This window comes from Propionibacterium freudenreichii subsp. freudenreichii, assembly GCF_000940845.1.
Classification (GTDB): Bacteria; Actinomycetota; Actinomycetes; order Propionibacteriales; family Propionibacteriaceae; genus Propionibacterium; species Propionibacterium freudenreichii.
Window position 1 is genome coordinate 139,196 of the sequence record NZ_CP010341.1, and the last position, 13,771, is coordinate 152,966.

At 67.0% G+C, this 13,771-nt stretch carries 12 protein-coding genes; 10 read left to right on the forward strand and 2 right to left on the reverse strand.

Annotated elements, in window-relative coordinates:
- The first annotated feature begins 99 nt into the window (after positions 1–99).
- From rpiB to RM25_RS00580, 4 genes are all read left to right on the forward strand, one after another.
- Entirely contained in the window at positions 100–546 is a 447-nt protein-coding gene (rpiB, locus tag RM25_RS00565; protein WP_044635863.1) for a ribose 5-phosphate isomerase B, read from the forward strand.
- 292 nt (positions 547–838) lie between these two features.
- The gene (locus RM25_RS00570) at positions 839–1,849 is read left to right on the forward strand and encodes a 4-hydroxythreonine-4-phosphate dehydrogenase PdxA (protein ID WP_036941015.1); all 1,011 of its coding nucleotides are present in this window, start codon (positions 839–841) and stop codon (positions 1,847–1,849) included.
- A 5-nt stretch (positions 1,850–1,854) separates the two neighbouring features.
- The gene (locus tag RM25_RS00575) at positions 1,855–3,198 is read left to right on the forward strand and encodes a GntT/GntP/DsdX family permease (protein ID WP_013162117.1); all 1,344 of its coding nucleotides are present in this window, start codon (positions 1,855–1,857) and stop codon (positions 3,196–3,198) included.
- A gap of 113 nt (positions 3,199–3,311) precedes the next feature.
- Entirely contained in the window at positions 3,312–4,223 is a 912-nt protein-coding gene (locus tag RM25_RS00580; protein WP_013162116.1) for a sugar phosphate isomerase/epimerase family protein, read from the forward strand.
- A 345-nt stretch (positions 4,224–4,568) separates the two neighbouring features.
- On the opposite strand, the gene RM25_RS00585 is transcribed toward RM25_RS00580, so the two are convergent.
- Positions 4,569–5,876: an ISL3-like element ISPfr1 family transposase gene (locus RM25_RS00585; protein WP_044635864.1), complete on the reverse strand. Its 1,308-nt coding sequence runs from the start codon at positions 5,874–5,876 to the stop codon at positions 4,569–4,571.
- A 27-nt stretch (positions 5,877–5,903) separates the two neighbouring features.
- Between RM25_RS00585 and RM25_RS00590 the strand changes: the two genes are divergently transcribed.
- The 6 genes from RM25_RS00590 to RM25_RS11660 all read left to right on the forward strand — a co-directional run bounded on the left by RM25_RS00590 (position 5,904) and on the right by RM25_RS11660 (position 12,586).
- Positions 5,904–6,647: an oxidoreductase gene (locus RM25_RS00590; RefSeq protein ID WP_158487023.1), complete on the forward strand. Its 744-nt coding sequence runs from the start codon at positions 5,904–5,906 to the stop codon at positions 6,645–6,647.
- A gap of 2 nt (positions 6,648–6,649) precedes the next feature.
- Positions 6,650–6,994, forward strand: coding sequence for an ArsR/SmtB family transcription factor (locus RM25_RS00595; RefSeq protein WP_013160047.1), 345 nt, complete (start codon positions 6,650–6,652; stop codon positions 6,992–6,994).
- A 43-nt stretch (positions 6,995–7,037) separates the two neighbouring features.
- Positions 7,038–8,591 (forward strand): bifunctional phosphopantothenoylcysteine decarboxylase/phosphopantothenate synthase, encoded by a 1,554-nt coding sequence (locus RM25_RS12905; protein ID WP_044635865.1) that lies wholly within the window; start codon positions 7,038–7,040, stop codon positions 8,589–8,591.
- A 172-nt stretch (positions 8,592–8,763) separates the two neighbouring features.
- Positions 8,764–9,912 carry an alanine racemase gene (alr, locus tag RM25_RS00605; protein WP_013160045.1) on the forward strand — a complete coding sequence of 383 codons (1,149 nt, stop codon included), beginning with the start codon at positions 8,764–8,766 and terminating at the stop codon, positions 9,910–9,912.
- Between the two features lie 21 nt (positions 9,913–9,933).
- Positions 9,934–11,538, forward strand: a complete 1,605-nt coding sequence (locus RM25_RS00610) for a S8 family serine peptidase (RefSeq protein WP_158487025.1) — start codon at positions 9,934–9,936, stop codon at positions 11,536–11,538.
- 214 nt (positions 11,539–11,752) lie between these two features.
- A complete protein-coding gene (locus RM25_RS11660) occupies positions 11,753–12,586 on the forward strand; it encodes an SdpI family protein (RefSeq protein ID WP_055346839.1) in 834 nt (277 codons plus the stop codon).
- Positions 12,587–12,696: 110 nt separating this feature from the next.
- Here RM25_RS11660 and RM25_RS00620 read toward each other — a convergent pair whose 3' ends face one another.
- The gene (locus tag RM25_RS00620) at positions 12,697–13,500 is read right to left on the reverse strand and encodes an EcsC family protein (RefSeq protein WP_044635866.1); all 804 of its coding nucleotides are present in this window, start codon (positions 13,498–13,500) and stop codon (positions 12,697–12,699) included.
- Positions 13,501–13,771 lie beyond the last annotated feature (271 nt).

Below are 13,771 nucleotides of genomic sequence, written 5' to 3' on the forward strand. Positions count from 1 at the left end.
GTCGCACGGCGGTGGGACGCGATCGGTTGACTGCGGCACCATCGGGACTATTCGCACAAATCATGTGGTTTTCCACACGAGCCATGGGAAGATGGGATCATGCGTATTGCGATGGGAAGTGACCATGCAGGTTTCGAGCTCAAGGAACACCTGAAGGGCTACCTGCAGGACAAGGGTCACGACGTGATTGATGTGGGCACCCACAGCACGGAGAGCGTCGACTACCCCGTGTATGGCGCCGGGGCGGCACGCAAGGTGGCCGCCGGTGAGGCCGATCGCGCGATCGTGGTGTGTGGCACCGGGTTGGGCATCGGCATGGCCGCCGGCAAGGTGCCCGGCATCCGCTGCGCCATCGTCTCCGAGGTGTACTCCGCGCAGATGTCGCGCCTGCACAATGACGCCAATGCGCTCGCGCTGGGTGCGCGGGTGATCGGCACCGGCGTGGCCGAGGAAATCGTCGACGTGTGGACCACCACCGACTTCCTGGGCGGACGCCACGGGCGTCGCGTCGACATGATCGAGGATCCGCCGGCGCTGGACGCGTAGGTGACGTGAGGCGTTGTGACGAGTGCAGGTGGCTCCCCCGGATGGTCGGGGGAGCCATTTGTGCGTTGGGGGAGTGGGCTGGGTGGTGAGGGTTGACGTCCCGAGGAACGCGAGAATATGATCTTTCCTATAGGATTATTACGAGCGCTCCCGGTCCGAAGATGCTCCGGGTGGCCTCCCTCGTGAACCCAATCTGAATACGGCTGATGTCGACATCGCAGAAGATGCGCCCCTCATGGGGCCAGCAGCCAGGGGCCAGAGGAGGCAGGCGCGAGAAGGGACAGGACTGATCATGAGCACCATTCCCCGCATTGCAATGACAATCGGTGACCCCTCGGGAGTTGGCCCGGAGATCGCAGTCAAGATCCTCAGCAAGCCTGAAAACCGCGACAAGGCGCTCGTCTCGCTGCTGGCCTCTCCCGAGGAGGTGGAGTCGCTCGCCGCGGAATTCAAGGTCTCCGTGCCGCTCTCGGACGTTGCCAAGCAGGGCTATGTGCAGGCCATTGGGACGACCTACGACGGTCCCGCAGCCAAGCGCGGCGTCGCATCGATCGCCGGCGGAACCAGGGCGATGCTCGACCTTGAGCGTGCCCTTGAGCTGTTCAAGCAGGACCAGGCCGATGCGATCCTCTTCGAGTCGTTGAACAAGAGTGCCCTGCACAATGCCGGCATGCACGAGCAGGATGAACTGCGCTGGTTTGCCCGGATCCTCGGCTACGACGGCTTCACCTCGGAACTCAACTTCATCCCCGGGCTCACCACGTCCCGGGTGACCTCCCACGTGGCCATCAAGGACGTCGCCGCCGGCATCAACGCCCGCTCGGTGCATGACGCCATCACCCTCCTGAACCGCGTGATCCAGGGAACGGGCATCGAACGCCCGAAGCTTGCCGTGTGCGCCCTCAACCCCCATGCGGGTGAGTCCGGCCAGTTCGGGCGCGAGGAGATCGATCACATCGCACCCGGCATCAGGCTGGCACAGGACGAGGGCGTGGATGCCAAGGGGCCGTTCCCCTGCGACACCATCTTCATCAAGGCCCGCGCCGGCGAATACGACGGCGTTGTCACGATGTTCCACGACCAGGGCCAGATCGCGATGAAGCTCATCGGGTTTGACGAGGGCGTGACGGTGCAAGGCGGTCTCCCCGTTCCGATCGCGACGCCGGCGCACGGCACCGCCTATGAGATCGTCGGCCAGGGGATCGCCAACGACACCCCCAGCCAACGCGCCTTTGACATCGCAACCGGTCTGGGTCGTCAGACCCAGGAGGCACGCGTCGCCGCTGGCAACGAGCAGGAGTAACGCGCATGCTCCCCGTCATCAGTGGGGCTGCGGCGATCGTTGTTCTGATCCTCCTGATCGTCAAGCTCAAGCTGCATCCCTTCATTGCCCTCATGATTTCGTCCATCATCCTTGGACTCGTGAACGGGTTGGGCTCCACCAAGAGCGTCAGCACGTTCACCAAGGGCTTCGGCGATCAGCTGTCGGTCTCCGGTGTCGTGATCGGCCTGGGCGCCATCATCGGCGGCCTGCTGGTCAGCAGCGGAGGCGGAACCAAGATCGCCGACATCATCATCGGGAAGAGCAAGAAGGCCCTCATCCCGATGGCGATCGGCCTTGTCGCCCTGATCATCGAGCTCCCGAACCTGTTCGAGGTCACCTTCGTCCTCATGGTGCCGATTGTCTTCTCGGTCGCGAAGAGCCTGGGCAAGAGCCCCCTCTACGTCGCCATCCCCATGGCAGCCGGCATGATGACCGCCCATGGACTCCTGCCACCCGGCCCCGCCACCATCATCGGTGGCACCGCGCTGGGAGCCGATCTGGGGATGGTCACGGCACTGGGCCTGATCATTGCGGTGCCGGTCTTTGCCAGCGGCGTCTGGTTGTTCCCCAAGCTGATGCAGAAGCAATACCTCACCTACGCAGTGAACGACGGGTCGGAGTTCGACCAGTCGGCAACCGCGGGCGAGGACCGGTCGCCCTCCCTGGCGGCGGCCCTGACCTCTGTGCTGCTGGCTCCGGCGATGATGGTCATCGGGACCCTGGGCGACGCCGTGTTCCCCAAGTCGTCGATCGCGTGGACGGTGACCCATTTCATGGGGAATGCGGTGATCTCGCTCCTGATCGCGGCGCTGTTCTCGATGGTCTTCCTGGGCCTGCGGCTCGGGATGAGCGGGAACAAGGTGCTGGGCCTCAGCAAGACGAGCCTCAAGCCGATCGTCAACGTGCTGCTCATCATCGGCGCAGGCGGCGGGCTGAAGGCCATGCTCGAGGGTGTCGGCCTGAGCAAGATCATTGCGACGACAACTGCCGAGTGGGCCATCCCCATGGTGCTGCTTGCGTGGCTCATCGCCGCCCTGTTCCGTATCGCGCTCGGGTCGGGGACTGTGGCGGTGACGGCCGCCGCCGGCATCGTGGCACCCATGCTGGCCCAATCCGACAGCGTGCACAAGGCGATGATGGTGCTTGCAATCTGCACCGGGTCGATGATCTTCTCGCATGTCAATGACGGCGCCTTCTGGCTCTTCCAGGAGTACTTCGGAATGACCGTCCCCCAGACGCTCAAGACGTGGAGCCTCCTGGTCACGATCCAATCGGTTGTGGGCCTGCTCGGGCTGCTTGCCATGGAAGGCGTCATCTCACTTGTGTGAATGCGACCTCTGAAGCAGCGCACCCCCGGTGATCCGCCTCGGGAATGCCCCACAAGGTGGAATGGGTCCGGCGCATCTTCCGTGCCCAATCCCTTGACGAAGAAAGAACCCTCATGCTCAATGCAGAAGAATGGCCCATTGCGTGCAAGGTCAACTTTGGACCCACCACGGAACTGGGTGAACCCGTCGCCAGTGCCCCGGCGAAGGTGTGGCGCGAGCAGCTCGCCCAGGTGGCCGACCTCGGATTCAAGTACATCGACCCGATGGATGACTGGGTGCCCTTGGCTGATCTGGACGCCGGCCGGTTTGCCCAGTTCCGGCAAGTGCTCACCGACACGCATCTGAGCGTTGCGGCCATCTCAATCGGCCGTCACAGCATCGTTGACGTGGATCGGGGCAGGGAGAACCTGCAAACCATCCACCGGACGATCGACAGGGCCGCTGAGCTGGGGGCGTCGGTGGTTGACCTGGGGTTCATGCAGGCACTGACGCCGGCCCAACGAGGGGCACTGTGGTTCTGGCTTGCCGAGGGCCACCATGATGACCCGACGCTTCGTCCGTTGGCCATCGAACGCGTTCGGGAGCTTGCCGACCACGCGGAGCGCCGGGGGATCGAGCTGAGCCTCGAGATGTATGAGGACACATTCCTGGGGACACCCCAGGATGCGGTCCGGTTCATCAACGACGTTGACCATCCTGCGGTGGGGCTCAATCCTGACATCGGAAACCTCGTGCGGCTGCACCGCCCGATGCCGAGTGCCCGCGAGATGTACAGCCAGGTCCTTCCCTATGCGAACTATTGGCATATCAAGAATTACATCCGCGACGAGGACCCGATGACGGGCTCATACATGTCGGCGCCCGCTCCCCTGAAGTACGGAGTGATCAATTACCGCGAGATCATCCGAATGGCGATACGTCTCGGTTTCAGGGGTGCCTTCATGACTGAACAGTACGGAGGGGACTGGCTCGGCGTGGGGGCGGAGAATGCCGACTACATCAGGCAGGTGATCCGATCAGCGTGAACCGCCCCGCAGCAATGCCGACCCCTGTCAACACTGCCCATGCTCATCGGGGCCTGCCCTGCCCTTTCCGGGGGCACTCAACTCCCCGAATCCAGTAGGGCGCCCTGAGGTCCTCACAGCAGAGGGCCGGGGCACCAGGCGCACGGTGAACGCTGCTTGTCCCCCCCACGATCCCAAGCGCCGCCCCACATCGTTGTGGATGCGGCCCATGCCAGATGAGGAAACCATGTCTCCCACCACAAAGAAGGCTTCGAGGGCCCGGCTGAAGGTATTCGGGGTTCTTTGGGTCATCATTCTGTTGAATTACATTGACCGCGCCACGCTGTCGATCGCAATACCGGCTCTTCACGAACGAGGGTGTAGCGCGGGTCTGAATCCGCCGGCTTCGAGCAGCGACCGAGCGATGTAGTGGCTGAGGTTGCGGAAGCCGAGGGCCGTGCCGCGGAGGTGTTCGAGTCGGCCGTTGATCGCTTCGGTGGGGCCGTTGCTGGTGCCGGGGCGGTCGAAGTAGCCGAGCACGTCCGAAGCGCGCTGTGTGAGGGTGCGGGCGAGTTTGCGGATCTCGACGAGCTGCTCCGGGACGCTGGCGCTGATCTTGTCGATCGTGTGCGCGAGGAAGAATCTGCCCAGGCCGCGGTCCTTGTCCCGGTAGGCGGTGATCATGTCTTGGTAGATGCCCCACGTCGCTTCGACCTCGACGTGCCTGTCGTCGGCGAACAGGGCATCTAGCCGCGCCTGCTGCTTGTCGGTGAGCAGACCGGCACCGGTGAGCAGGGTCCGTCTGGCCTGGTAGAGCGGATCGCCCTTCATGCCCCGCCGGCCGAAGACGTCGTGCTGTACCCGGCGTCGGCAGTTCTCCAGCGCGTCACCGGCGAGCCGGATCACGTGGAACGGATCCATGACCGGGGCCGCGTCGGGCAGTTCTTCGGCGGCGGCGGTCTTGAACCCGGTGAATCCGTCCATGGCGACGACCTCGATCCCCTCTCGCCAGGGCTTCGGTCTGGCGGCGAGCCAGGTCTTGAACACGGCTTTCGAGCGTCCGGCGACCATGTCCAGCAGCCGTGCCGGGCCGGTCTTGTCGCGCACCGGGGTCAGGTCGATGATCACGGTCACGTACGTGTCGCCGTGGCGGGTGTGTCGCCACACGTGCTCGTCGACGCCGATCGTGGTCACGCCCTCGAACCGCGCCGGGTCATCGATCAGCCGCCGGCGGCCCTCGGCGAGGATCGCGTCGTTCGCGGCGGACCAGGACACCCCCAGCCCTGCCGCGACACGCGTGACCGAGAGATGATCGAGGACCAAGCCCGCCAGCCCCCACGCCAACCCACCGCGGGAGATCTTCGCCCGTACCGGCGCGGCGGCCGTGGTGTCTTGCCGCCAGACCCGCCCACACCCGCAGCATTTGTAGCGCCGGACCCGGATCAGCAGGGTCGTGGGCCGATGCCCGAATGGCTCATGCGCGAGCCGACGGATCACCGTGTCGCGCGGGGCGCCCTCGCATCCACACTCGCGGCACCACCGGTCCGGCTCCACGACACGGCACTCGATCACCGCCCGATCCGGGTCCAGACGCTGCCCGACAGCCTCCAGGCCGAGCTCGTCGAGACCGCAGAACGTGGTCAGGCAAGGTGTAGTGAAAGTAGGGTGTGACACGTCGAGGTCTTCCGGCAGATGGCGAGTGTGAGAACTTCCATCCTCAGGGAGACCTCGACCCCTACCCGGCCACCGACACGCTCAACCCGCTACACCCTCGTTCGTGAAGAGCCGGAAAACCGGATGCGCTTCCTGACGCAGATCTACCGGGCCATGCGCGATGCGCTGGGTGATGATTTCCCGATCGGACTGAAGCTGAACTCGTCCGATGGTGTGGAGGGTGGTTTTTCGGAACAGGACGCCTTGTCGGTGATCGAGACGATGGCGGCCATGGGGCTCGACCTCGTGGAGATTTCGGGGGGAACCTACACAAAGCCGCCGGTCGACGTTGTGGACGGTGTCGACCCTCGCCGTGGCACGATCTTCCTCCTCGATTTCGCCCGGCGCCTGCAGGGCAGGGTCGACATCCCTGTGGCTCTGACCGGTGGATTCCTGGCGGCCCCCGATATGGAGGAAGTCCTGGCCAGTGGGGCCGCTGACATGATCGGCATCGGTCGCGGTCTGGTGGTGAGTCCCGACCTGCCCAACAAGATTCTGGATGGGGGCAGTCATGAGACTGTCTCCTTGCCGCGCGTGACCACTCCGGTCTCGGCGGTTGATCGTGCGCTGGGCTCCATTCTCGTGATCAGTTGGTACGAACACCAGATGTGCCGACTTGCCGAGGGTAAGCAGGTCGCATCGAGTGGGGACGCCACGGTGGCGCTCATGAGTACGTTGAGGAGTCATGGTCTTGGCGCGCTGGCGCCACGGCGGAATTCGGGAAGGAAGTAGCGATGACTGCATCGCACGACGACTGTGCGCTCGAGAGCCTGCTGATCCTCAATCAGTGCATCCCGCTGTTTGAGACCCTGAAGGATCCTGAGCGGCAGTCGATTCTCGTGCGACTCATCGAGCACGGCCCGCTGACCGTCAATGAGGTGGCCGAGAGTTCCTCACTGTCGCGTCCCGCTGTGTCACACCATCTGAAGATTCTTGAGCGCAACGGATTGGTCTCCATGACGAAGGAGGGCACCCGCCGGATCTGTCGGGCGGAGACCCAGACCGGGCTCAGCCTGCTGAAGCGGCTCGTGTCGGCTCTGGAGGCCGATCTGGCTGAAGTCCCCGGCGTGGCACACTGACGACAAGTACGGTTGCGCACCCAATGTCCAGGAGAACATCGGCATGACATCTGCCTCATCCACCCATTCGCGTGAGCGTCACATCCTGCTGGGGGTGACGGGCAGCATCGCTGCTTTCAAGGCCGCCCAATTGGCGTCTGACTGGGTGAAACAGGGCCATCAGGTGCGCGTGCTGATGACCGCTGCCGCCGCGCAGTTCGTGTCGCCGCTCACCTTCCAGTCGCTCACCCACCAGTCGGTGCGCATCGCGATGTTCGACGACTCGGGGGCCAGCCAGACCGCCACCGATGACGGCATGCATGTGGGAATCACCCACATTGACGATGCCAAATGGGCCGATGTGTTCGTGATCGCCCCCGCCAGTGCCGATGTGATCGCCCGCACCGCGGCCGGCATGGCCAACGACCACCTGACCGCCACCCTGCTGGCCGCCACCTGTCCCGTCGTGCTGGCGCCGGCGATGAACACGCGGATGTATGACAATCCGGTCACCCAACGCAATATGACCACCTGCCGCCAGCTGGGCATGAGCTTCGTCGAACCGTCGTCGGGCCTGCTGGCCTGCGAGGACGTCGGCAAGGGGCGGCTGGCCGAGTTGTCCGACATCGAGTGGGCCGTTGACGAGGCGCTCGAGGGCATGTCGGCACCGCGTTTCGATGCGGACGTCGCCGGGCCCGGTCGGTCCGGGGCGGCGCGTGCCGAGGCCCCGCGGCCCACATCTGATGTCGAATCGGCTGGTGCGACGCCGTCTGATGCGGGTTCGTCTGACGCTGGGCCGATCGATGCCGCGGTGATCGATGCGGCGATGGCGGACGCCGAGCCCTCCACCACCCTCGTCGTCCCGGATTCGGTGACCTCCGATGTGGTGGTCCCCGATGCCGGTGCGATGCCGCCGCTGCGCGCCGGAGGGCCGGCCGGTGGCGCCGAGGGGCTGCTGTCGGGGGTGCGCGTGCTGATCACCGCCGGGCCCACCCGCGAGCCGATCGATCCGGTGCGCTTCCTGAGTAACCATTCCAGTGGCCGCATGGGCTATGCGCTGGCCAGTGCCGCGCACGACCTGGGGGCGGCGGTGACGCTGGTGTCGGGGCCGGTGTCGTTGCCCGAGCCGGCCGGCGTCACGATGGTGCAGGTGCAGACCGCCGCCGAGATGTTCGACGCCGTGACCGCCCGCTTCGAACAGGCAGATTTGGTGGTGATGGCGGCTGCCGTCGCAGATTTTGCGGTTGCAGCGCAGGCTGACCAGAAGATCAAGAAGCGCGGGCGTCGAGCGCTGACCCTGCAGCTGGAGGCGACCCCCGACATCCTCGCCTGGTGTGGTGAGCATCGCCATCCCGGCCAGGTGCTGTGTGGCTTTGCGATGGAGACCACGGAGCTGGTGGCCCACGCCACCGAGAAGCTTGCCCGCAAGGGCGCCGACATGATCGTCGCGAATTCGCTCACCACGCCGGGGGCCGGTTTCGGCACCGACACCAACGTGGTCACCATCCTCACCGCCACCGACGGCGAGCCCCACCGCGACGACCTGCCGATGATGACCAAGCGCGAACTGGCCGGCCAGATCCTGGCCAGGATGGCGGCCCTGCGCGTCAGCGCGTAGAAGGGGAACTGCGCATCAGCGCGTAGAAGGGGTTACCGCGCGTCAGCGCCGGGGGAGATTGCGGCGCGTCGTGAGGTCATCGGCCGTCAGCACGCACCGGGGCGACGCGTCCCGCGGGCCCGTTTTCGTGAGCGGCGGCGTCCCCGCGCGTCCGTCGGTGCAAGATATTCCCATGCTCTACACCACTCATCTCGAGATCGACCTTGATGCACTGCGCCACAACGCCCGGGCCATCAAGCAGCTGGTGGGTGACCGCAAGGTGCTGGTGGCCGTGAAGGCCGATGGCTACGGCCACGGCGCGGTGCCCATCGCCCGCCTGTTCCAGCGCGAGCACCTGGCTGACTGGTTGGGCGTGGCCACCGTCTCGGAGGCGATGGCGCTGCGCGAGGGCGGCGTCACCCTGCCGATCCTGAAGCTGTCCCATGCGTTCCCCGAGGAACTGCCCACCGCCATCGACGCGGACATTGCGCTCACCGTGGTGGACGAGCAGAGCGCCGACGAGGCGGCCGAGGCCGCCAAGGTGGTGGGCAAGCCGGTGAACGTGCACCTGGCGCTCGACACCGGCATGCGCCGCATCGGCGCCGAACCCGAGCATGCGGTGGCGTTGGCCCGCCACATCGACGAGGACGCCCTCAACCTGCAGGGCATCTTCACCCATATGCCGGTGTCGGACACGACCCAGGGTTACGACTTCACCGTCGAGGAGCTGGCGCGCTTCGCGAAGGCCGTCGACGACGTCCAGGCCGATCGGGCAACCCGGGGCCTGCCGGCGGTACCCCTGGTGCACGCCGCGGCGTCGGCCGGCGTGCTGGGCCACGACCTGTCCGGGCTGACGATGGTGCGCCCCGGCATCGCGATCTACGGGGCCTATCCCGACGCGCAGACCCCGCGCACCGCCGCGCTGCGTCCGGTGGTGACGATGCGCTCGAAGGTGAGCTTCATCAAGCGCATCCGGGCCGGCGAGACGGTCAGCTACGGGCGCACGTGGACGGCGCCCACCGACCGCTGGATCGCCACCGTGCCGGTGGGCTATGCCGACGGCTTCAACCGGCTCAACTCGAACCGTGGCCGCATGCTCATCAACGGCCGCAGCTTCCCGGTGGCCGGACGCGTGTGCATGGACCAGACGATGCTTGACCTGGGCGAGGCCGACGACCACGGGGTGCACCGCGGCGACGATGTGATCATCATCGGCGCCAGCGGCGACGAGTACATCAGCACCGACGAGCTCGCGGAGCTGGCCGGAACCATCAGCTACGAGGTGACGGCGGTCATCCCGCCGCGCGTTTCGCGCCAGTACTTCGATTCCGCCGCCGAATAGGGGCGCGCGATGGATGGGTGGATGCACCGCATCGGGTCGGCGCGCCGAGCGCGGACGGGTCGGTCGCGGGGTGGTCGCCGTCTCGCGGGTCGGGTACTCGCGGCGCTGTGCGCCCTGACGGTGGGCCTCTCGTCGTCGGCCATTGCGCGTGCCGACGACGGCCTGTGGTACCTCGACCAGTTCGGCGTGCGCGACGCCCATGCGCAGGGCCTCGACGGCTCCGGCGTCACCATCTCGGTGATCGACAGCCCGCTGGTATCGGACTATCCGGCCTTGTCAGACGCCAATATCAGCTATGACACGGTGCCCCAGTCAACCCGCGCGCCCGCTGGTCGCTCGGAGGGATACGACGCCTGCTACCAGAACGGGCAGAAGATCGTCGCGTCGTTCAAGTCGGGGCAGGCGATGGACCCGGACGCCCCCGGTGATCCGATCTTCATCACCCATGGCACCGAGATGACCTCGCGGATCGTTGGCAACGGGAAGGGCTACGGCAGTGATCCCGGGTTCGAGGGCATCGCGCCGCGGGCAGCGGTGAAGTTCTTCGCCAACTCGGGCGGTATCGGCAGCGGCGACGTGGCCGACAACAGCTGCGAGGGCCCCGATGGCTCGGCCCTGGGCACCGACCTGGCGACCACCGGGCTGGGTATCGCCAGGGCGGTGGGCGCCGGTGCCCGCGTGGTGAGCATGTCGTTCCTCACCAGCGTCGACGCCGATGACTACCCGGGCTTCCTCAGCGCCCTGCAGCACGGCGTGATCATGGTCAGCGCCCGCGACAACAGCCAGGAGCCCGGACTGCCCGACATGGTGGGCGATCCCTCGCGGTTGACGGGCCTGCCGGGGTTGGTGACGGTGAACTCCATCGGTCCGTCCGGTCCGCTGGCGCCCAGTTCGGACACCACCGATGGCTCGGTGGCGATCCTGAGCCCGGGCAATGAGGTGCTCATCGCCCCCGCCATGGACACCCGCGTGCTCGACGTGGCCAACGGCGGCACCTCTTCAGCGGTGGCGAACCTGTCGGGGATGCTCACCCTGGCCCTGCAGAAATGGCCCGACGCCACCGGGAACCAGATCATGCAGTCGCTGGTGGCCAATACCCGCGACTCGGACGGCACCGCCACCCTCGACGAGGGCCACGAACGCGGCTTCGGGGTGGTTGACCTCACCAAGCTGCTTGCCGTTGACCCCACCGGGTACCCCGACGTCAATCCGATCCTCGACCAGGAGGTCACCCGCGCCGCCGAGCACGGCGAGACCGCCGACATGTACGACGCGCAGTGCGCGGCCGATTCCGCCCAGACCACCGAATACCAGTTCGGCGACGTCACCATGAAGGTGCCCTGCCAGGCCGGCCAGTTCAAGCAGGAACTGGTGCGCCAACAGGACGCCTGGGCGGCGGTGCAACAGTGCCGTGCCGACGGCGGAGCCGACTGCATGAGGCTGTCGGCCACCAACACCGCGCCGGCGGTGAGCAAGCAGGCCGGCGCGGTGCAGGCCCCCGCGGCGCCCGTCCGCACGTCCACCCATGCGGGTGTCTGGGTCGCGGCCGCCACCGGCGCACTAGCAGTCGTTGCGGTGGCCACCGGCGGTGTGATCCTGCATCGACGCCGACGCTCGTCCCACTGAGGCGGGGGAGGGTCGCCTGTCTGATTCCCGAGCGGTGCAGTGCTGGTGGGGACCCACCCCCCGGAAGAAGATGCTGAGAAAGGCCCGCACCCTCTGCGGCCGAACCGGAACCGGCCTAGCGTGAAGGCGTTGCTTCATTGCGGCGATGGCGCCGCAAGGGTCCGAAAGGGGCAGGGTCATGGTCCTGTTGGCAATAGTGAATCTGGCAGCGGCGGTGCTTCTCATCGCGATGGGCGTCCTGGGTCAGCGGCACGCCCTGCCGCGCAATGGCTGGGCGGGCATCCGCACCGCCACCACGATGACCAATGACGACACCTGGGACGCGGCTCATGTGGCGGCGGCCCCGGCGTTCGTGATCGGCGGCCTGGTGCAGTTGCTGCTGGCCGCCACCGCACTGGTGCTCGCCGGCAACGACGACCTGAACGGCGCCGGCGTCGCCATCGTGTTCACGGTCGTCTGGCTGGTGACGCTCACCGCAGCGGTCGCGATGGCCGCCGTCGTCGGCGTCCGGGCGTCGAAGGCGGTGCTCGTGCGCCAGCAGCAGCAACTGGTGGCAGTCGGCGCGCACGGCCATTCCGCCAGCGCCTCCGACGAGGTGCTGGGCGCCGAACCGCCCGGTGAGTGGATCAGCCGCGATCCCGCCCGCACGGTGGCGGCGATCGTGATGGCGCTGGTGCCGGCCGCGCTGATGATGGTGTTGCGGTCGTCGGTGTTCGCCGACCTGCCCGCCAAGGTGCCGCAGCACTGGGGGCTCAGCGGCCCACCGGACGCCTGGGTGTCGAGCAATACCGCGTTCTGGTTGGGGTTCGTCGCCGCCTGCGTGCTGGGGGTCGCGGCCATTTCCGTGCTGCTCGTCGCACGCACCGCGCGGGCCCGCCGCGGCTACTACTCGTTGTTCACGATCATGGCGTTCATCGCCAGTGGCGGATGGCTCGCCTCGGCCCTGTACGGCATCGGCATCGCGATCGGCGGCTGGCAGAGCGGCCTGATCATCGCGGCTGCGGCCGTGCTCGGGCTCGTCGCCCGCTACATCGTGCCTGACGCCTGATCCCACCGGGCACCTGATCGTCCCGGTCAACGATGCACACGAGTTGGGGGCGGGTGAAGCACCGTCAACGATGCTTCACCCGCCCCCATCCTCACGTGGCTTCGCGCGCCTCAGTCGTCCTCCTCGGACCACTCGGCGTCGCGCACATCGGACTCCGGCTGCGGTGCCGGCTGTTCCTCGTCGACAACCTGCTCGGGGCCGGGCAGTTCGGGCAGGCGGCGCGGGGCGAACACATCGCGGGCATAGCTCGCCACGGTCCAGGTGAACCAGCCATCGGTCGCCATGCCGACGCCGCCGCCCACCAGGGGGATCCGCTTGCTCATCATGGCCAGGGTCTGCTTGCCGCCCGAACGGCCCACCAGGGTGGCCAGCACCTGCTCGGCAATGCGTTGTTCCAGCGCCGAATCCAGCACGGGGGCCGTGGCGACGCCCAGCGGGGTGCTCGGCAGCTTGCCGGCAGCCACCAGGTCGTCCACGTCATGGCGTCCCAGCAGGGTCATCCAGATCGCCTCGCGCACCCGCAGGTCCGACAGGTCGTAGCCGCGCAGGTGGGCGATGGTGGCCACCATGCGCGTCTGCACCACGGCCACGGCGGCCAGGTTCGCGGGGATGGCGGCAATCGCGGTGACCACGCCACCAAGGTTGGTGACGAAGCCCTGCGCGCCGGCCATCGCGACGTGATTGCGCACCAGCGCGTCGAGGGCCGCCTCGACATCTCCGGTCTTGTGCTCCAGGGCATGCCCGGCGGCCATGCGCGCCCCCGGCAACGGACCCACGCCGTCGATGGCATAGTCCGCCAACCGGCGCAGCAGGTTCGCTGATGGTCCGGGGGCAATGGTGGGGGCCATGGCAACGACCGTGGCGCCGATTGCACCGACGGTCGAACCCGTGTTTGACCTCTTACGAGTGGGCATGGATACCTCCTGTCCAGCTCCCTCCAACGTAGTCGCACCGCCAATCCTCGGCAGCAGTAGGCGCCACCCAGATCGCCCTGATCGAGCGCGGACCGGCCGATCCCCGGCGCAGGTGGCGGCCATGCCGCATGTCCATCCGCCACACATCCCGCCCGTCGAGCGTCTCCTTCCGTCCGGCATCCCTGCCGGCGCCGATCCGGCCACCTGCACAGATCCGGGCGATCGGCGGGCAGGCGCGCCTGCTGGCGTCGCCCGTGGGAGTGGGTGGCCC